The organism is Vibrio sp. TH_r3 (genome assembly GCF_033101115.1).
In the GTDB taxonomy this organism is placed as follows: domain Bacteria; phylum Pseudomonadota; class Gammaproteobacteria; order Enterobacterales; family Vibrionaceae; genus Vibrio.
Map to the genome: position 1 here is coordinate 325316 of NZ_JAWMPW010000002.1, position 21048 is coordinate 346363.

The 21048-nt window shown below is 38.1% G+C and carries 16 protein-coding genes; 7 read left to right on the plus strand and 9 right to left on the minus strand.

Annotated elements, in window-relative coordinates; genetic code table 11:
* Positions 1-212 precede the first annotated feature (212 nt).
* Positions 213-776 carry a gamma-glutamylcyclotransferase family protein gene (locus R3X26_RS03990; protein ID WP_317715899.1) on the plus strand — a complete coding sequence of 188 codons (564 nt, stop codon included), beginning with the start codon at positions 213-215 and terminating at the stop codon, positions 774-776.
* Here R3X26_RS03990 and R3X26_RS03995 read toward each other — a convergent pair.
* The 4 genes from R3X26_RS03995 to R3X26_RS04010 form a co-directional block, all read right to left on the minus strand.
* Complete coding sequence (locus R3X26_RS03995) at positions 744-1913, minus strand: MalY/PatB family protein (RefSeq protein WP_317715900.1); 1170 nt, start codon at positions 1911-1913, stop codon at positions 744-746. The two genes, R3X26_RS03990 and R3X26_RS03995, sit on opposite strands and share 33 nt — an antisense overlap.
* A gap of 150 nt (positions 1914-2063) precedes the next feature.
* Positions 2064-3371: a diguanylate cyclase domain-containing protein gene (locus R3X26_RS04000; protein ID WP_317715901.1), complete on the minus strand. Its 1308-nt coding sequence runs from the start codon at positions 3369-3371 to the stop codon at positions 2064-2066.
* A 310-nt stretch (positions 3372-3681) separates the two neighbouring features.
* Positions 3682-4869: an acetate/propionate family kinase gene (locus R3X26_RS04005; RefSeq protein ID WP_317715902.1), complete on the minus strand. Its 1188-nt coding sequence runs from the start codon at positions 4867-4869 to the stop codon at positions 3682-3684.
* A 526-nt stretch (positions 4870-5395) separates the two neighbouring features.
* Positions 5396-7273 carry a DEAD/DEAH box helicase gene (locus tag R3X26_RS04010; protein ID WP_317715903.1) on the minus strand — a complete coding sequence of 626 codons (1878 nt, stop codon included), beginning with the start codon at positions 7271-7273 and terminating at the stop codon, positions 5396-5398.
* Between the two features lie 657 nt (positions 7274-7930).
* Between R3X26_RS04010 and R3X26_RS04015 the strand changes: the two genes are divergently transcribed.
* Together R3X26_RS04015 and R3X26_RS04020 are read left to right on the plus strand one after the other, a co-directional pair.
* Entirely contained in the window at positions 7931-9910 is a 1980-nt protein-coding gene (locus R3X26_RS04015) for an exoribonuclease II (protein WP_317715904.1), read from the plus strand.
* Positions 9911-9999: 89 nt separating this feature from the next.
* The gene (locus R3X26_RS04020) at positions 10000-10806 is read left to right on the plus strand and encodes an AraC family transcriptional regulator (RefSeq protein WP_317715905.1); all 807 of its coding nucleotides are present in this window, start codon (positions 10000-10002) and stop codon (positions 10804-10806) included.
* A 31-nt stretch (positions 10807-10837) separates the two neighbouring features.
* Here the strand turns inward: R3X26_RS04020 and R3X26_RS04025 are convergent, their stop codons facing one another.
* Positions 10838-11197, minus strand: a complete 360-nt coding sequence (locus R3X26_RS04025) for a DUF3024 domain-containing protein (protein WP_317715906.1) — start codon at positions 11195-11197, stop codon at positions 10838-10840.
* Positions 11198-11366: 169 nt separating this feature from the next.
* Between R3X26_RS04025 and R3X26_RS04030 the strand changes: the two genes are divergently transcribed.
* A complete protein-coding gene (locus R3X26_RS04030; RefSeq protein WP_317715907.1) occupies positions 11367-12185 on the plus strand; it encodes a phosphate ABC transporter substrate-binding protein in 819 nt (272 codons plus the stop codon).
* 209 nt (positions 12186-12394) lie between these two features.
* Here R3X26_RS04030 and R3X26_RS04035 read toward each other — a convergent pair whose 3' ends face one another.
* From R3X26_RS04035 to R3X26_RS04045, 3 genes are all read right to left on the minus strand, one after another.
* On the minus strand, positions 12395-13081 hold the full coding sequence (locus tag R3X26_RS04035; protein ID WP_317715908.1) for a MaoC family dehydratase: 687 nt from the start codon (positions 13079-13081) through the stop codon (positions 12395-12397).
* Between the two features lie 292 nt (positions 13082-13373).
* Entirely contained in the window at positions 13374-14819 is a 1446-nt protein-coding gene (gene viaA, locus R3X26_RS04040) for an ATPase RavA stimulator ViaA (RefSeq protein ID WP_317715909.1), read from the minus strand.
* 9 nt (positions 14820-14828) lie between these two features.
* Positions 14829-16490: an ATPase RavA domain-containing protein gene (locus R3X26_RS04045; protein WP_317715910.1), complete on the minus strand. Its 1662-nt coding sequence runs from the start codon at positions 16488-16490 to the stop codon at positions 14829-14831.
* A 352-nt stretch (positions 16491-16842) separates the two neighbouring features.
* On the opposite strand from R3X26_RS04045, the gene R3X26_RS04050 reads away from it, so the two are divergent.
* From R3X26_RS04050 to R3X26_RS04060, 3 genes are all read left to right on the plus strand, one after another.
* A complete protein-coding gene (locus R3X26_RS04050; protein WP_317715911.1) occupies positions 16843-17358 on the plus strand; it encodes an NUDIX hydrolase in 516 nt (171 codons plus the stop codon).
* Positions 17359-17399: 41 nt separating this feature from the next.
* A complete protein-coding gene (ltaE, locus tag R3X26_RS04055; RefSeq protein WP_317715940.1) occupies positions 17400-18407 on the plus strand; it encodes a low-specificity L-threonine aldolase in 1008 nt (335 codons plus the stop codon).
* Positions 18408-18664: 257 nt separating this feature from the next.
* Complete coding sequence (locus tag R3X26_RS04060) at positions 18665-19414, plus strand: TetR/AcrR family transcriptional regulator (RefSeq protein WP_317715912.1); 750 nt, start codon at positions 18665-18667, stop codon at positions 19412-19414.
* On the opposite strand, the gene R3X26_RS04065 is transcribed toward R3X26_RS04060, so the two are convergent.
* Entirely contained in the window at positions 19411-20682 is a 1272-nt protein-coding gene (locus R3X26_RS04065) for a DEAD/DEAH box helicase (RefSeq protein ID WP_317715913.1), read from the minus strand. The genes R3X26_RS04060 and R3X26_RS04065 overlap by 4 nt on opposite strands.
* Positions 20683-21048: the final 366 nt, after the last annotated feature.

Below are 21048 nucleotides of genomic sequence, written 5' to 3' on the forward strand. Positions count from 1 at the left end.
TAAAATTTAAATAAAAATTATGTTGAGATATAGATCACATTATGATTATTTGTAACCCATTACACAAGATTAATAGTGATATAAATCACATAGTTGATTTGTTAATGTGATGTAAGTCATGTTCAATTAATGTACAAATTTAATCTTTGAAAATTTTTTACAATAAAAGACCTTATTCTGTAATTTAATATTAATTAGGAAACTGACGCTCTATGTATATATTTGGCTATGGAAGCTTACTCAACACTCACTCACGCCTACTGACCGGACAAACTGGTGATGCTATCCCAGTAGTTGTCCGTGGATTGGTTCGTCATTGGAGTTTGATTGATGATAGCTACCAACTATCACCTTTGGCGATAGAGATTGGTGAGGGTCAAGTTAACGGTGTTTTACTCGAAGTTGATGATAGCTCACTCGGTGAGTTCGATATTAGAGAGGCAGGCTATTCTCGTATTAAAATCAATCATAATAAAATTGATGTGTCCGTTAAATTAGATTCAACTAAGCCAGTATGGGTCTACGTAACGAACAGTATAAAAAACCCCACTGTACATGCTCCCATTGTGCAAAGCTACGTTGATACGGTTTTAGCCGGATGTCTTGAAATTTCTGAAGATTTCGCGATTCATTTTATTGAGACTACCCTAGGATGGCAGCATCCTTTCGAAAACGATAGAACTCAACCGAAATACCAACGACAAGCTGGTGTGACGGATGAGCACAGATCAGTTATTGATAATTTACTCGTTAAAAGCGCTGCATATTCGCTCTAACGCTTGCATCACAATCGCACGATGGCAGGCAATATTGATTCTTTGATAACCTTTGCCTTCTCTTCCAAACATTGTTCCGCCCTCTAATAAGACGTTAGCTTTTTTGATCATCAAATCATCTATCTTGGCTGGCGTTAAACCATAAGCAGTCAAATCTAACCAAATAAAATAGGTACCGTCGGGCACGATAAATTGAGCTTTCGGCAAGTTTTTTTCTAAGTATCTTTTAGCACAATGAAAGTTGTTGTCGATATAATCAATCACCTGCTCTAACCAAGGTTCTCCATAAGCATAGGCCGCCTTAACGGCTGAAATAGCGATAGGAGATGGTAACGAAAGACCAACTTTCTCATTCCACTTCTGTTTAAAGTGTTGGTTTTGAATCACAATATTCGAGATATGTAAGCCAGCCAAATTAAATGTTTTACTAGGCGCTGTGCAGGTAATAATTTTATCTTCATTGGGGAGTAATGATGCTAGAGGATAGTGTGTTACTCCTTTTCTGACTAAATCAAAATGAATTTCATCACTTACAAGTAATACATCATTCTCCAAACAAATATTTGCGACTTTAATCAGATCTTCCGGAGACCAAACGGTCCCAGTCGGGTTATGCGGACTACAAAACAACATCACCTTATTGCTTGCTACTTTAGCTTTTCTCTCTAGGTCGTCAAAATCAATTGAATAGATACCTTGCTTATTGATCAAAGGATTATCTACTACTACTCGTCCTGTTCTGTTTATAACAGTGGCAAACATATGATAAACCGGAGGCTGAATAATCACGCCCTCATTCGGCTGGGAAAATATAGAAATTAGACTTTCTAGTGCAGGAATGACACCACTGGTAGTCACTATATCATCAGTATCAACAAACCAATTAAACCGCGACTGAAACCAACTTTGTACACTTTCGTAATACTCTGAGTCGGCCATACTGTAACCAAAGATTTGTTGATTAACTCGAGAATTCATTGCATCAATAATTTCGGGAGCACAAGGAAAATCCATGTCAGCAACCCATAGCGGCAACGTGTCCTCATTAGCATGAGGTGAGATTTTTGTCATAAACTCCCATTTCAGGGAATTACTGCCTGTCCTATCAACGTCTTTATCAAGATCAATTTTTGTCATAGTAGTTACTCTAGTCTTACTGAAATTACTCTGCGGCTATCCGACCTAATTATTCGACGTAATACGCATCGCTAACACAAAATGCTATCTTTGATAGTAAACCTGTAGAGGGAATGAAGATGTGTTAACTTCACATTGAAATTATGTTATTCATGCCGCATAGGAGGTTTGGTTTTTACCATTGGATTTAGCTTGATAGAGCGCTCGGTCAACAATTTCTAACGTATCAACGACAGAATCTAAACATTGGGGAATCAAAGTAACAACGCCAACACTAATGGTTAGCACAGGTTTTATATTAGATTCATCATGAACAATTTGAAGCGCTTCAACTTGCTCATGTATTCGGGTAGAAATTATATCAGCTTGTTTGTTGTCGGTATTTGGCAATATAAATGCAAACTCCTCACCACCAATCCTAAACACTCGATCTTGCTCATTAGTTATTGATTTTTGTAACGCGCTTGCTACCTTAATTAAGGTTCGGTCGCCTTCACTATGGCCATATTTATCATTTAAGCCTTTGAATTCATCTATATCACAAAACATTATAGTGACAGGTGTTTGTTGAGCAAAATGTGAATTCCAAACCGAATGCAAGGTTTCATCAAAATAGCGTCGATTACCGATATTAGTAAGGCCATCAATCAGGCTTAAACGTCTAAATTCTTCTTTGGTTTTCTGCAATGCTTGTTTCGCCAACTCTCGCTCGGTGATATCTCGAGCGACAATAAACAACCCACGCTTATTACTCATTTCATCAACATAAGTAAATTTACGAGCTTCAATCCATTGTTTATTACCAAACTTATCAACCACCTCATCAATAATGTGAAACTCTTCTCCTGTTTGCAAAACGTTTCGATCTGAATCAGAAAATTTATCAGCGATACTTTTATCCGCTACTTCGTCTAAACGTTTTCCGATTAACTGTTCAGGATTATCTATGCCCAATGCTTCAACGAAGCTTTGATTACATGCTTCATACACCAAACTTTCGTCCGTCATACCTACTGCATCAGGAATATTACGAATTATGTTCTGCAAAAACTTCTTATTATGGGCAGAACAATCATCTAAATATTGTTCCGCCTGTTGTACGCAAGATAAATCGATGCTAACCGTAACTTGCCAACATTTTTTCCCTCGAAAATATATCTTATGCCCAATAAAGGAGTAATAGTAATTAGAGACTTGAGATTGATAGTGAAATGACTTATCTAAATTTTGCTGGAGAAAATGCACAAAATCGGAATCTGGGTGCTTAAGTTCTTCCGATGAGATTCCAAAACATGTCGTATCTTTAAGATATTTGCTTGTATAAAGTACTTGACCAGAAGCATTTAAAATTACTGTGGAAGGCTGACTCATAGCGGTTCTAGTTGCCGCAAAGTGATAACTAAACAACATTAGTCCAGCAAGCATAACAATACCCAAGCCAGCGATTACTATATCCATATATTCAACCAAATGATGTAAACCGTTTTACTTTCACCATTAATATAGCCATAAATTATAATCGGCTAAAAATTATACATAATTTTTATGTAACATCAGATAGTACATTAATTTTGCTAACTAACAACATTTAAAATTGATTAAACATACAAATAGTCAGTGGCCGCGTAACGTTTACAGATACAACTTAATTCTAGATACATGAAAAAGCGGCTATCAAATTGATAACCGCTTTTTCATAAAACAAATGTTTATATTGTTAACTACCATACTATGCAGTTAACACAATCACTTAAAGTGAAGCAATCGATTAGATTAAAGCAATCGCATCTTGGGCAATGACTAACTCTTCATTAGTTGGGATCACCATTGCGACTGGTGTTCCTTCTTGAGTAATAATACCACTCGCGCCAAATCTTGCAGCCTCGTTTTTTGCACGATCTTCTTTATAACCTAGAAGATTCAAATAGCTCAATATTTCACTGCGAATTGGTAACGAGTTTTCACCGATACCACCAGTAAAAATAATACCGTCTAGTGAGTCTAATGAAATCATATAAGAACCGATATACTTAGCTACTCGATAAGTAAATACTTCAAATGCTAGTTTTGCGCCTTGGTGCCCTTCTTCCATCGCATCAAGAATCCCACGAGCGTCACTAGTTAAGCCTGAGACACCTAAGAAACCAGATTTCTTATTTAGCGTGTCGAAAACTTCATCTTGGCTCCAACCTTTCTTAAGTAGAAACTCAATAACACCTGGGTCTAAGTCGCCGCTGCGAGTTCCCATCATCAAGCCAGCTAACGGTGTAAAGCCCATAGAGGTATCAACACTTTCGCCATTATTAATAGCACATACTGACGCACCATTACCTAAGTGAACAGAAATAAAACTCGACTGTTCTACTGGTTTATTTAACATTTTGGCTGCTTCACGACTAACATAAAAATGGCTAGTACCATGAAAACCATAACGACGTATCGCATACTGCTCGTAAAGTTCATGGGCGATACCACCAGTAAATGCTTTCGCAGGCATAGTTTGATGGAACGCAGTATCAAAAACAGCGACTTGAGGTAGCGACGGAAAAGCTTTTAGTGCAGCATGAATACCTAATAAATTAGCAGGATTATGCAATGGAGCAAGGTCTTGTACAGCTTCAATATCTTTTATCACTGCCTCATCAATTAATACTGATTTTTTAAATATTTCGCCTCCATGGACTACACGGTGGCCTACAGCAACAATACTGTCAGTCAAGCCAAGTTTAGTTACTAAATCCACAAGTATTGCGATAGCTGCTTGATGGTGATTACCAGCATCGTTAATTGGAACTTCTGTTTTTTCACCTTGGTATTTCCAACTCATCCGTGAATCATCAAGACCAAAACACTCGCCTAAGCCACTTAATAATGCGTCTCCTGATTCTGATTCAATTACTGCAAATTTCAAAGACGAACTACCAGAGTTAATTACGAGTACAAACTTGTTTGCCATAAGACAGATATCCTTTGTTAGCTAGCTCTGCACCTTTAGTGCCCCATTTCCTATGCCCATTATTCAATAATTTTTGAATCTTTCAACTTTTATTGAAAATAAATCACATTGAGCATCAACTTTGTTGATTAAGATCATGTTTATATTTTTTACTAGCATGAAATTAAACCGCTTTATTAATCATACAACAATACAAATTAAAAATATAACCGTTTTCAACAAATAATTTATTACTTAAGTATTTAACGTTTTGGAACGACAAGGCTCAATTTATTGGATTTAATGATGTTATTGATATGCGAAGTAGAACACAGAGGCCCAAAAAACATGCAATAACTATTATTTAGTCATACATATTTTTCTAAACAGTACATTTAATGGAGCACACAAACCTCCACTAACAAAGAAGAAGTGGATATAATTTGTATGAATATATATGGCGTTAACGAACAGGAATTGTAAAGTTTTAGGTAACAAAAAGCCGAGCATTGGCTCGGCTTTATTGGTTATTTGTAGCTAATCGCTATTAGGCATCTCTGCGGGCGGAGGTATTGGCACCACGCGCCGAACGTTCACCACGGTAACTACCTCGGTTATCTCCACCGCGGTTGCGATCAAAACGGCGTTCGCCATCTTTGCCTGCTCCTCGGTTTCCACCGCGTCCACCTTCACGGTTACCACGATAACCACCACCATCACGACGGCCTTCACTTCGACCACCGCGTGATTCGCGGAAATCAGAAAAATCACAAACAACAGCAGACACTTCTTTTTGTCTAATACGTAATTTACGTAGTTTACCTGTCGTATCTGAATTCATAGCTTTAGGCAGCTGAACAAAAGTGTGGCCTTGAGCCAGCTTGATAGCACCGATAGAACCTTTGGTTAAACCAAGTTCATTCGCTAGTGCACCAACAATGTCTTTAACCTGAACACCTTGCTCACGACCAACTTGCAGTTGATATGTATCCCAATCTTTGGTTGCTCCACCGTAACTACGGCCTTGGCCCTCACCTCGACGATCAGTATCACGACGCTCTGTACGACGTTTTTTATCACGTTCTATAGCGGCAATCATTGGATCTGGACCTTTGTAGAATAAAGGTGTTTTACCTTGAGCACGTTGAAGCAGCATAGCGGCTAGAGTCATGGTGTCAATTTCTAAAGAAGTTTGCAGTTTTTCAACTAGTTCAGAAAAATTAACTAACGACGGGTTTTCTTTTTCACTTTCTAACTCAGCACCAAGTTTAGCAAGACGAGACTCAGCCACTTGATCACGAAGTGGAAGTTGAATTTCTTTCATGCTTGATTTCGTAACACGCTCAATGGTACGCAGCATACGAATTTGATTGGTACGAACAAGTAGGATTGCCGTTCCCTTACGTCCAGCACGGCCAGTTCGACCAATACGGTGGATATAAGATTCAACGTCAAACGGAATATCGTAGTTAAAAACGTGCGTAATACGTGGGACATCAAGTCCACGTGCAACAACATCTGTTGCTACTAATATATCGATTACGCCTTTCTTTATGTGGTCTACAGTGCGTTCGCGCAGAGATTGCGGTATATCGCCATGTAATGCTGCGACTTTAAAACCGCGTGCTGAAAGGTAATCGGCTAGTCTTTCGGTGTCTTGACGTGTACGAACAAACACAATAGATGCGTCTGTTTCTTCAGTTTCAAGTAGACGTGTCATTGCTTCGTCTTTTTCTACACCTTTAACGACCCAATACTTTTGCTCTACTTTATCAACAGTATGGTTGGCACCAGCAACATCAACTCGTGCTGGATCACGTAAGAAACGGTCAACAATTTTCTTAAGCATTGGCGGCATTGTTGCTGAAAATAGCACACGTTGTGCTGTTTCAGGCGCATGTTCCATAATAGCGGTAACATCATCAACAAAACCCATGTTAAGCATTTCATCCGCTTCATCGAGAACAAATGTTTTTACTTCACCGAGATGCAGACGATCTCGATTAATCAAATCTTGTACACGCCCTGGTGTACCAACAACAATGTGTGTACCAGCTTTCAATGCACGCATTTGATCAACGATAGAAGCGCCACCATAAATCTCAAGGACTTTCAGCCCCTTGATATTACGGCCTAAATTTTTAATCTCAGCAGCTACCTGAATCGCAAGCTCACGAGTTGGCGCAAGTACGATAGCTTGAGGTTTATACTGTTTTAATTCAATTTTATTTAGAATCGGTAAAGAAAACGCGGCTGTTTTACCAGTACCTGTTTGTGCTTTGCCTAGTGCATCACGGCCTTCTAAAAGAAATGGTATTGAAGCTGCTTGGATGGGAGTTGGAGAAACAAAGCCCATGTCATTTAACGCGGACAATAATTGGTCATTCAGTGTCAAATCACTGAACTTTACATTGGAATCTTGCATTCGGATCCTATTTTTGCTAATAATTCATCGGTCCCGTGTGCTCTTCCAATTCCAATACTTCAATGATTGCACGAACCATTCGCACCAATTCCATTCAGAAGCCAAGAGTATAAAAACGCATCAAGCCATTAGGGACATATCTAAGGGGGGCGAATAATGCACTAATTCGAGGAAAAAATCCAGAAAAAATTGAAATACATCACACTTTTATCTAATTTAATCAAATTTGTTCAACAAAACATCAAAATCAAACATAAATCTCTATGTTCCAGAATTCTAGTTAATAATAACCTTATAAAATTCATTAGTATTCATTGAGATAGACAGTTATTCGCTAATTTAAAATCGGTAAAGAAGTTTCATGTCACGGCATAACGTCAATATAATCAAATCTCCTTGTATCACAAATTAATTCAATATTAATAATTAGAAATTTGGTAGTAAACGGCGTCTGTTTGCAAATAGTCAATCGTATAAAACAAAAGATATAAATATCTAAAACAGCTGTTCGTGTCAAAAATAGAGACTAGTATCAGAAATAGGCAGTGCTATCAGAAATAGATAGTAGTAATAGATTACTGCAGTGATATAGTGTTACTACCGTTTAGTTTGCGCAAACTACTAACCGCGCAGTACATCAAAGTAGACAAATACAACATGTTTCAAGACAATCCCCTACTCGCTCAGTTAAAGCAACAAATAAAGGAAACCATTCCAAAGAAAGAAGGTATTATCAAAGCAACCGAACGAGGCTTTGGTTTTCTTGAAGTGGATAATAAAACCCGTTACTTCATTCCGCCTCCGTACATGAAAAAATGCTTGCACGGAGATAAAGTAGTGGCATTAATAAGAACGGAAAACGACAAAGAAGTTGCTGAACCTGATCAATTAGTCGAACAAAATTTAGACCGTTTTATCGGTCGTATTAAAATGATTAAAGGTCGGCTTAATGTTGTCGCCGACAAAGCTCAATTTAAAAACATCACATTCAAAGCCAGAACAAAAAAAGGACTTAATCCACAACAATTAAATGATGGTGATTGGGTTGTAGTACATCTTATTCAACACGCTTTATCCGATAACAAAGGGTTTCTCGTTGAGATTAATAGTAAGATTACAGATGGCGACGATAAAATTGCCCCATGGTGGGTGACGTTAGCCGAGAACGACCTTCCTAATTGTGAACCCGCCGGAATAGATGAGTGGCAGCAAGTCGATGATGAAAATCTAGAGAGAATTGATCTGACTGATGTGCCATTTGTTACTATAGATGGTGAATCAACCAAAGATATGGATGATGCTTTGTATGCAGAGCAACTTGAATCTGGTGACTTCAAGTTGATGATCGCTATAGCGGATCCAACCGCTTATATTCCTGCTGATAGTGAAATGGATGAGGTAGCACGTAAACGAGGCTTTACGATTTATCTACCAGGGCGAAATATTCCCATGTTACCAAGAGAGTTAGCCGATGAACTCTGTTCATTAGTTGAAAAACAGACTCGTCTTGCTTTATGTTGCGCGGTAACGATTTCTAAAGACGGAGTTATACAAGATGACATCTCGTTTTTCGCTGCTCGCATACAATCTCATGCACGTTTAGTTTATGATCATGTATCAGATTGGCTTGAAAACGGTTCAAGCCCAAATTGGCAACCTGATAGCACAGAAGCGAAAGTCATCAATGACCTATCTGCAGTAGCTGCCGCACGCGCAAACTGGCGTAAAAATAATGCCGTAGTTTTCCAAGATCGTCCAGACTACCGTTTCGAGTTAAGTGACGATAATGACGTTATTGCCATTCATACTGAAATTAGAAGAACGGCAAATAAAATTGTTGAAGAATGCATGATCACCGCTAATATTTGTGCCGGTATTATTCTAAAACAACAATTTTCGACGGGTATTTTCAATACTCATTCAGGATTTAAAACAGAAAAACTGAAAGATGTCGTACAGTTAATTAACTCCGAATTAAGCCATTCAGATGATGAACACCACTTTACTGAGGAAAAGCTAACAACACTAGAAGGGTTTAGTGCGTTAAGGCGTTGGCTTACAACGCAAAAAACAGCCTATTTAGATAATCGATTAAGAAAATCACAAGCCTATAGTGAGATAAGTACCGCGCCATCAGAACACTACGCGATGGGATTGGAAATATACGCAACCTGGACATCTCCAATTCGGAAATATAGTGACATGATTAATCATAGATTACTAAAAGCGCACATATTAGGCGTATCGCCAACCATTACACTAGAAAGTAACATAGGTGAAGAACTGGCATTGATCCGCAAGCATCATAAATTTGCGGAAAGAAATGTATCCGATTGGCTATATGCTCGGAGTTTAGTTAATGAACCACAAAAGGCAACCAAGTATAGTGGTGAAATATTTGATATTAACAGAGCCGGAGTAAGAGTTCGTATTATAGAAAATGGCGCAACTGCCTTTATACCAAGCTCATTGATTGTTGCAGATAAAGAACGGATCAATTTCAATAGCGAACTTGGTATAGTATCTATAGACGATGATCACGTTTACAAACTTGGTGATGTGCTAGAAATAATATTGAGCGATGTTAATATCGAAAGTCGCAATATTGTTGCAAAACCAGTTCAACAATTTGGCTAAACATAACGGCGTAACTAATTCGCGCTAGTTACGCACTTAAACTACTAAAAGGTGTGTTAATCGCACCTTTTCCAAAACAATGTGAATATATGTCTCGAATTAAAGTCTATAAGCATGACGTTTTTGTTGCTAGAAAAACCAACCGCTACCCAATAACTCAATGCGGCATCATTTATGTTTCCTGCGGACAAGTCACTTACCAAACTAAAGCTCAAGAACCTCGAATTCTCAAAGCTGGCGAATTTACCATTTACCATTCAGATCGCCTTGATCATCTTGAATCACATTGTGATGCTGGACAGTTTTGCGCAGAAATCGTTACATTTGAGCCGAGTTTGCTTAGACAGTTTTGTGACAAGTTAGAGCCATCCACAACAATTGTTAACCAACATGAGTTACAACATTTTTCACTAACTGAGCAGCATTACACTGCCCAAAAAATATTAGCATTGTTGTTACATGCAAAAAAAACTGAAACAAGTTCAGAAACGACACTCGAATCACTAGCGCAAGCATTACTATCTGAAGTTGTATCGATCGAACCGGGTTTTTTACCGATCATCGAAAGCGCATGCAACCAAAGAACGGCTGAAAAAGTGATCGCTTTTATAGAGATTAATATTGAAAACGATGTCTCTCTTGAATCAACAGCACATTTTTTAGGTATGTCGATTGCTACCCTTAAAAGAAGACTCGCCGCTGAAAACTTAAGTTTCTCACAAATTTTAAAAATTAAACGTGTTAATTATGCAGCAACTAAATTAAGGCTAAGCAATAAGTCCATTGCTGAGATCGCTACAGAGTCTGGGTTTAAAAGTGCGGCACACTTTAGTACCGCTTTTAAAGGTGTGCAGGGAATGACACCGAAAGAGTTTAGACAACATGTCAAACCATAAGTAAAAAGAGAGCACTACTGTTCTCTTTATATCACCAAATTAATTGATATGGGTCTGATTCAATTTCGTTCAACAGTAGTGTGTAATCTTCATTAGGTTTTAAGTGAGGATAAAGTTTCCATGCTAACAGTTCACAGCTACCCTCTTCTCGCTGAGCAATATATAACGACCAAACATTTTTATTCGAATCGTATTCTAACTTAGCGATAGAGTACTGTTCATTCACATGTGATGAATCTAACAAAAAACATAACTTGGAAAATATTACGCCTTCGGAATATATCTCATATTGAACTTTACCCATCTCAGCAACTACACTTTGATTTCTATTGGAGCACATGGCTCTCACCGCTTTCTCAAGACGGAATTGCTCGATTTCAGATATATGCATTCACATCTCCATAATCAATTATCGACCTGTTTGAGTATAACCTATATCCTTACTATTTAAAGAAATGTGGGATTTATCGTTATCAAACACGCTAATTAATGGCTATTCATAAAAATGTAATACCATAGAAATACAATTTATCGAACCCAAATAATTGTCAGGAGTTTTTATGTACCGTGTTGTACTCACCACCCTATTGTCTGCAAGTTTACTACTACCTTCAGCACAAGCAAAAGAGGTGAACATTTCAGGATCAACATCTGTATCTCGCATCATGGATGTATTAGCTGAAGAATTCAATACAACGCATGATTCCAGTTATATCGCGGTTCAAGGTATCGGTTCGACAGCTGGAATCACAATGGTAGATAAAGGTGTTGCGGAAATTGGTATGAGCTCACGTTACTTAACTGAGGCTGAATATAAACAGGATTTAACCACATTAACCATTGCTTATGATGGCTTAGGTGTCGTGGTAAACCACGCAAACCCAATCAATGATATTTCTCGTCAACAGCTTTTTGATATATACAAAGGAACCATTACTAATTGGAAACAGATTGGCGGAAAAGATTTAGATATCGCTGTGGTTACGCGCGAACAATCTTCTGGTTCTCGAGCTAGCTTTGAATCATTGTTAGGATTAACCAGAATAATAAACAACCAACTGGTTTCTGATATTAATCCAACCAACCTAGTTGTCAGTAGTAATAGCATGGTAAAAACTATCGTCAATCACAACCCACAAGCTATCGGTTTTATTTCTGACGGTTCGGTCGATAACACGATCAAAGAAATAATGTTCGAAGGAGTTGAAGCAAATTCCAGCAACATCGCCAATAAATCCTATCAATTATCACGACCGTTTATCGTTTTCTACAACTCAGAAAAAATCAGTCAAGATGGTAAAAAGTTCATCGATTTTGTTCAGTCCAAACGAGCAAAAGAGCTGATCCTACAATACGGGTACATTCCTACTAACCAATAATAGTTGATTTAAATTAGCTCGATAACGTTCGATTATTTAAAATAAGTAGTATCCATATTGTAAAGTTAATACTACTCGCACTTAAAAGTAAAAAACGCTAATTTTAGATAACCAATAAAAAAGCCACTGACTTAGACTAAGTCGGTGGCTTACTTGTTTCTGTTTAGCTGTACTGATAAATGTCGACGAGACAAGGTGGTGATATTAAATTAAAAATACAGTCTGATAACTGACACTACTACACATCCAGGACGTCTTACTCCATCAATTTCTACTTTCAATTCACGTTCAACTTCAACACCTTTTTTAATAGGCGTGACTTTCAGTAATTTACTTCTAGTTCTAATATTATTGCCCGCTTTAACCGGATAAGGAAAACGTACTTGATTTAAGCCAACATTAACGACTAAACGTGCGGTAGGAAACATCGGTGTTTCGCTATCAACGCTATCGGTCATTTTAGAAAGCATCGATAGAGTTAAGAAACCGTGTGCTACAGTAGTTTTAAAAGGTGACTCTTTAGCTGCTCTTTCAGGATCAGTATGTATCCATTGCATATCTTCAGTCACTTTACCGAATGAATTGATTCGCTCTTGGCTTATATTAACCCAATCACCTACGTGAATCTCTTCACCAATTTTTTCCTGCATCTCCTCTAGAAATGCTATGGCGTTATCACTTAGGTCAAAGCTTTCTTGTTCACTTGGCTTAATTTCTTCATTAATAGCTGGAACTAATGTACTGTCACGAAACCAATGTAAAATAGAACTTTGATTCGCTTTGTTAACAAAGTCACTCCAGTAATCTTTAATCACAGGCGACATAAGTTCTTTGATTTCCAAGTGATGCTTGGTCAAAGATTCTCCTCTGTGCTTGAGAATATCAACAACTTTCATAAAAACCTCTGCTAGTGGAAGCTCATAGACTGAGCTTGATACCCCCTAATTTTGACCTTGTTCACAATTCCATGCAAATACTTTCGAGCGTACAAGTGTATTCCGAACGCCATATTAAATATAATATTCATAAGGTTATCCAATAAAACAATATTTTATTAAATGTTCAAAAAACACTCAAAATAGCCCTCTATATATCTTTATTTTTATAAAATCAGCTCAAGAAGTCAGTTCAATCATTGAGCAAATGATAAATAGTCTACTCTTTTAAATAATCAGAGTACCTAAGTGACTACCATTTTTTAAGTAGTCTACCCATCATATTCGGATGATAGCGCCAACAGTGATCAAACATAGCCATCAACTGAGGGTTACCATACTTTGATAAACTGATAGCGTGAAAGCGGTTATTTTTCGCCTGGAGAGAAGACACCATATCTAAAATCGTGTCTGGTTGAGTAGGTGCAATAAAATCTGAAATCACGACCATATCCGCGTTTCGGTATCTGGCTGAGGTCATTAATTCTACCGACTTTATTAATACCGGCTGTAAATCGGTTCCGCCGTGAAACTGGTAAGATAGAAAATCACTGACTTCACGCAAGCCATCATTCTTAGTTAACTGATAAGTAATTTGCTCGGTGGAAAATAAGATAACATAACAGTCTCTTTTTTCAGCCAATGCTATTTGCATTAACGCATAAGCCATGGCTTTTGCGCACTGTTCTGGAAAACCTGACATGGATCCAGAAGCATCAACACAAATAATGAACGGCCCCTTCTCTATTTCAATATGACTGGCGTTGGGTTTTTGAGAAGTGACTTTTTTAAGTTTTCTGGCTTTACCTTTGACTTTGTAGTTCAGTAATCTTTTATCAACTAAATGCTTATAAAAAACCACCTCAAGTTCAGGGTAAGCTAAAAACATCGTTTCATTGGGCAACATTCGACTAATATCATCACTTTCGTGGATACCGACAATATCATCTGCTGCATGATCGCTTTTTTCTTCAACTAATTTTAAATCTTCAGCCGCATTTTTATATAGATCTGGGTTATTCACTTCACTCGCCATTCGACCTAGTTTTTCTGCAATTCCCTTTAATTCTTTATTACGTTTCAAAAAATCAGCATAACGCTTCATGGCGGAGACATCACTTTTTGATAATTTTGCAGCGGCCATATCCCACAAACGGCCAAGTTTAGCAATATCACCTTCTTCGGTCACACTTTGCATCTCTTTCATAGTTTCGACACGTTGGTAAAGATCCGCTAAAAACTGTTCTTTATCTGACTCTAGTTGAGCGATTTCAGCCTCTTTTATTGCTTTCGATAAACTTTGATACCACTGTTCACAAAAATAGTGAGCAAACATAGGATTATGCACCCCGTTATTTCGCTCTAATAACTTTTTCGCTTTGGTATGAAACGGTGAGTGCCATTCCAGCTTTTCGACTATTGAGCCAATTTTTTGGTAAAAAGTGTCTTCATCAAAATGAATCACTTCTTGATAGGTGTTTAATTCATTTAATAGACGATCGGTTTCACAAGCTTTGGTGATTTTTCGCTTAATTCCATTGCGCCACTTATTGACCTGATTGTTCACTGAGGCTCGAATTGCTTTATTTTCTGGTATCATAAGCAATTGAGAACGCCCGATTAAATCGTTTACTGCACTATCAATGATGCCAGATTCCGCTACCATCATAACTAAATTTAAACCATCAGCTCCTAACATAATACTTCCCTAGGCAAAAAATTGGTTCAAATTGATTATGCGCTGGGTTACTTTGTCACTGTCCCGTTTCACCTCTTCTAACTCATCCATTAACGACTGCAAGCTACTTTCCATTTGAGTAGGTAAGTCAGCATCAATAAAACTGTGTGGTAATGCACCATGAAAATCAGAACGAACTTTACGAAAATGATGTTCCGCTTGAGTCAGTTGTTCGACTGCATTTTGTGCACGATCACACCAATCACTATACAGCGCAGGTTCCAATCCAGAAGTGGTAACCAGACCGACTAATACTGAGCGATTGGCGATATCTTTAATCACTAGACTATCAGAAACATTAGTGTCAAAACGTAATCGGCATAAACTAGTATTCTGGTTCACATAACCGTAAGCGTCTCCTCCACCTTCTCGGATCACCTTTTCTAGCTCGCCTTTAGCAATATAGACCCAACGACTATCGCCTTTTTCTGATTCACTTACCGACATGTTACTTTGTAAAAGAACCAATTTTATCAACCCTCGTGCACTGCCAACGGTATAGCTTTTTGCATTCGATAGGTTAAAGGTATAACCGCCTTTTCTCAAAAGGCCTGAAGCACCTTCCCCTTGTAAGGTGATACTAAATTGTGATTCCAGTGTTTGCTGAATGTCTGTTAACCCATCACGGCATAAAACGATACGTTGCTTAATAGTATGTTGGTCAAAAGCATAATTGGTGGCGAAATCTCTAATAACATCGTGCACAACTTTACGTGATTCTGGGCTATGCCATAGACAGTCTTTAAGCAGTAAAAGGTCCAATGGGTTTATTGTGTCTCTACCATTGAAATAAGCGCTAGCTTTCAATAACTTAACTGCTTTTTTCCAACGCCTATCCGAAACGTATAGCGCACTGATTGTTGATTCGCTATCCACCGATTGGTCTTTTTCTTCAAGTAAGCGTTTAAGTTCATATAATTTTTCAAAGCACTCGTCGTTTAGCTCAAGTTTGTCAAGCTCGGCCTGCCACAAGTGATATTCTTGATCGGTTATCGTAAGTTCCGTGGGTACACTGGTTTCTTGTTCTGTGCCCACCATCAACATTGCTTTAAAGTTTTGTTTATTTTGAATTCGATTAACAAATACTCGAACCAACATTCGGTCATAAAGCGCTTCTAGTCCACTGTCTTCATCAGGTAACTCATTGGACGCAGAAACAAGTAAGCGCATCGGTACGTTTTCTATTTCATTACCATTTTTAAATGTTTTTTCATTTACAACAGTTAACAATGTATTGAGAATTGCTGGTCCTGCTTTCCATATTTCATCCAAAAACACCACTTCTGCTTGGGGTAAATACCCCTCAGTAAGCCGAACGTATCGTCCGTTATCTTTCAATTCTTGAATACTCAATGGGCCAAATACTTCTTCTGGCGTGGAAAACCGCGTCATCAAATATTCAAAGTAACTGCTACGATCAAATGCTTGAATTAATCGTTTTGCAATTAAACTTTTTGCAATGCCCGGAGGCCCTAACAGAAAGACACTCTCTCCAGATAATGCCGCTAGGAGACACAGTTTAATGGTATCTTCTCGTTCATATACCCCATAGGAAAGGGCTTTAACCAATTTATTTATCCTTTCAGACAATAGTGCTTTTTTAGCATAAGACGTTGTTTGAGACGTTGTCATAGAAAAACCATCGTTGTGACGTATATAGAAAACCGAACAATATTGTTATTTTACAGAACGTAGTATCATTAAAGTTATTGTATTGCCTATAATGGCACGGAACAACAACTAAGATTCCAGTCGGTAACCTAGATAAGTGTGTTATTAGGCACTGTGATCTGTACATCAGCCTATCTAAATATCAATATGTAAAATAAATACAATGCAAATAATAACAGTAAACAATATTATTATTTTGAATAGTTTGTTTTCAATATTAAATTTATGACTCGAATATAAGTCGAATAACGACAATAATCATTACACAACGTCCATTTTCATCGCGCAGTTAAATAACGAGAAGAAACTCACTATGTCACGACTCATTCATCAATGGAAAAGTTTATCTCTGGTCGAAAATGAGATTACCCTACCCAATAAAAAACAGGTATTGCACACCACTATCCAACATCCTGGTGCAGCGGTTATTTTACCGATTTTTGACAATGGCGAAATTTTGTTGCTTCAACAGTATCGACCATCAATAAATAATTGGCTGTATGAATTCCCTGCCGGAACAGTAGAAAAAGGTGAGAGCCCTTTGCAATGTGCGCAGCGAGAATTAGAAGAAGAAACCGGATACAGTGCAGGCTCGTTCAAAACGCTTGGTGACCTCATTCCGTTGGCCGGATTTTGTAACGAGATCCAAACTTTATTTGTTGCCAGCCAACTACAAAAAACCTCAAGGTATGCTTGCGATGACGATGAAGTTATTGAAGTAATGTCTCTTTCAGTTAAGCAGCTCGAAAATATGATTGTAGAAGGGTATATTATTGATTCCAAGACGATTGCTTGCCTCTCAAAAGCCAAGCTTTGCGGTTATATTTAACGACTTTCGGCTACAACTGGTAATAAGAGAGAAAACTTATGATGGATTTCCGTTCAGACACAGTGACGCAACCTACCGCAGCAATGCGTGATGCAATGCAAACGGCACTTGTCGGTGATGATGTATATGGTGATGACCCAAGCGTTAACGAACTTGAGAAATGGGCCGCTGAACGACATGGATTCGAAGCGGCTTTATTCACAACATCGGGTACCCAAGCAAACTTGTTAGCACTTATGGCTCATTGTCAACGAGGCGACGAATATTTATGCGGACAACAAGCGCATAACTATAAATATGAAGCTGGAGGTGCAGCCGTATTAGGTTCAATCCAACCTCAACCTATAGAAAACAATCCAGACGGGACGATCTGCTTCGAAAAATTACGTGCTGCCATTAAACCGGATGATTTTCATTTTGCACGCACTCGCTTACTAAGCCTGGAAAACACTATAAATGGCAAGGTATTACCGCTTAGTTATTTACAACAAGCTAGAGAATTTGCGGATTCACATGGGTTACAACTGCACTTAGATGGTGCGAGAGTTTACAACGCTGCCGTTGCTTTAGATGTGGATATAACCGAAATCGTAAAATACTTTGATTCAATCACTATCTGTATGTCTAAGGGATTAGCCGCCCCAATTGGCTCACTCGTGCTTGGTTCAAATGAATTTATTTTGAGAGCTCGTAGAATACGAAAAATGTTAGGCGGTGGTATGCGTCAAGCCGGTATGTTAGCCGTAGCCGCAAAACTTGCGCTAACAGAACAAGTTACTCAGTTGTCTACTGATCACGCTAATGCGAAACGACTGGCTAACGGCTTAGTAAACATCAAAGGCTTTTCACTCAAGCCCGAACATGTCCAAACTAATTTGGTTTTCGCCAAAGTAGACAGTGCAGTCAATCTCGAACAAATAGCGCAGTCTTTACAAACACAAAATATACTCATCACACCAAGCAACCCAATTAGATTTGCCACTCACAAAGATATAAACTCTGAGGATATCGACCAACTACTAGAACAACTCGAAAAATTGTGTAACTAGGTCTCTCCGGAGGTGTCATTCTATTGTCACCTCTGTTCTCTACCGCTTCGCTCAAATTACTTTTATCAAGCAATCATTATTGCCAAGCTATTTAACTCAGTAGTGTTTAGAGTGGCATAGAATCTATTACGGTTGAACTGTTATCAAGTTCAACTTATTGATAATAAAAACTAACTATACTTTCCAAATGGATAATAAAGTAATGACGACACAGATTATTTTTACTAAAATACATACTCAACATTTGAGATAAGATTATGATTTGCAGAAAACAAGGCAAAAGAAGTGCACAAACGGCTGAAGAGACGAAACACCTAATTTTAGCCACTGCTGGAAAAATGTTTTGCCAGTTAGGCTATGAGAAAGTATCGCTACGCAATATTAGTGAGTGTGCTGGGGTATCTCACAGCTTGATACGCCATCACTTTGGCAGTAAAGAACAAATCTGGTATACCGTAAGTGATACGTTAAATGCCTACATGCAAAACTATCTGCAAGCCTTAATAGATGAATTCCCTCAAGATAAGCCGGCACAAGTTGTACTATATAATTTCATTATGAAATTAATGGCGCATATGTTACTTAATCCTGAGCCTTTGCAATTTATCGCTGACGCGGTTAGGCAAGAAGGTGAATTTTTTGATTATTTCATCGACCAGTCAGGCACATTTGAACACGCCACTCAAAAATTAATTTGTGAACACAACGAAAATAATCCAGATCATCAGATAGTACTTTGGGAAATGAAATGGCAACTAATATATACTGCCCACGCTGCCATTAGTTTAAAACCATTACTAAATAAAGTTTGGCAACCAGAAACCGCTAATCAAGATGAAATACTACTCAAACACTGGTCACTATTTGACCAGCAAATATCCACAATGCTAAATATAGAATCACAAGATAAGCTTCAGCCAACTAATCTGCGTTCGCTTTTGTTGCCTATAGCTTGTGATTTTTCTAATTCAGAAGCCTGTAGCGAAGAACTCAGAAAATATTCCTAACTGCGCTTTCCTCTTTGACGATGAATATTGAGTTTTGACTTCATTTTGCGTTTCTCTGCAGAACGACTCTGTTTACGCTTCGGTTGGTCATGCTCACTTTCCTCTATCAGACTCGGTTCGTAGCCTTCTAACCACTCTTGCGGTAAACGCTCATCTAGCAAATCTTCTATTGCTTTCAATAAGTATTCTTCATTGCGCGCCAATAGCGATACTGCTTTACCCGTATTGCCAGCTCGTCCTGTACGCCCAATACGATGTATATAATCTTCTGCTTGATATGGCATATCGTAGTTAATAACACATTCAAGTTCATGAATATCGAGCCCTCGAGCTGCAACATCAGTAGCGATTAAAGCGCGTATTTTACCGGATTTAAAATCATCTAAGGCTTTTTGTCGTGCTCCTTGGCTTTTATCACCATTAATAGAAGCCGCTTTAATACCATCGAGCTTGAGTTCTTCAACTAATGCATCACTGCCCTGCTTGGTTTTAGTAAAAACCAAAACTTGCTGCCAATTACGTGAGCCAATTAAATACGCCAATAGTTCACTTTTCCGATTTTTATCAACTGGGTAAACGATTTGAGACACAGTAAGCGCAGTACTATTGCTTGGTGAGACTTGTTCTTCTTGTGGATTAGTCAGTATTTGATAAGCAATTTTCTTTACTCGTTCATGAAACGTCGCCGAAAAAAACAACGTTTGTCGTTCAGTCGGTAGTAATTTTAAAATTCGATTTATATCAGGCAGGAACCCCATGTCTAACATACGATCTGCTTCATCCAAAACTAAGGTTTCTATCTGGCGTAAATCGACTGTTTTAGTGAAGGCGTGATCGAGCAAGCGCCCCGGTGTCGCGACTAAAATATCAGCACCATTTTTTAAATTATTTCTTTGTACCTGTAAACTGGTACCTCCATACGCGACGACAATGCGCAAATCACAATGTTGCGCATAACTTATTAAGCTATCAAATACTTGTTGCGCTAATTCTCGTGTTGGTACAAGAATCAAACTTCTTATCCTTCGTGCCGAAAGGTCTTGATTCAGCTTAGTTTGATGCATCAAATTATGGATAATAGGTAAACCATAAGCGGCTGTCTTGCCTGTTCCCGTTTGGGCTCCAGCCAATACATCTTTTCCTTGAAGCACATGAGGAATCGCTTTTTCTTGTATCGTTGTTGGCTGTTTGAATCCAAGCTTAATTAAGGTATCAATGAGGTGTTGATCAAGATTTAGATCAGAAAAAGAGAGTTGGGAATTAGACATCTGCTTATAGCTCTTAGAAATTTGGCCTAAGAGTGTAGCAGATATCAAGGATTAGTATCAAAATTGATAAAATGGTTTATATTTTTATCGAATTTTAGCTCGCTTTTATTGCGATGGTTACATTTACAACGCCTCATCAAAGGCATCATCATCCAAATCATAATCTGACAAATCAAAACCAATTTCTAGTGCATCTAGTAATTCTAATCCATCAGTTTCTAGATATTGTTCATTCATAACGTGTTACCTCTTAGTCGTCTTTGAATAGAGATAACATTGTTATATGACAGTTTTGATATAAAACCTACTATTAATTTAATCTAAGGTTAAAAAAACCGGCTCTAACTCATAAGAAAACGTTTGCTA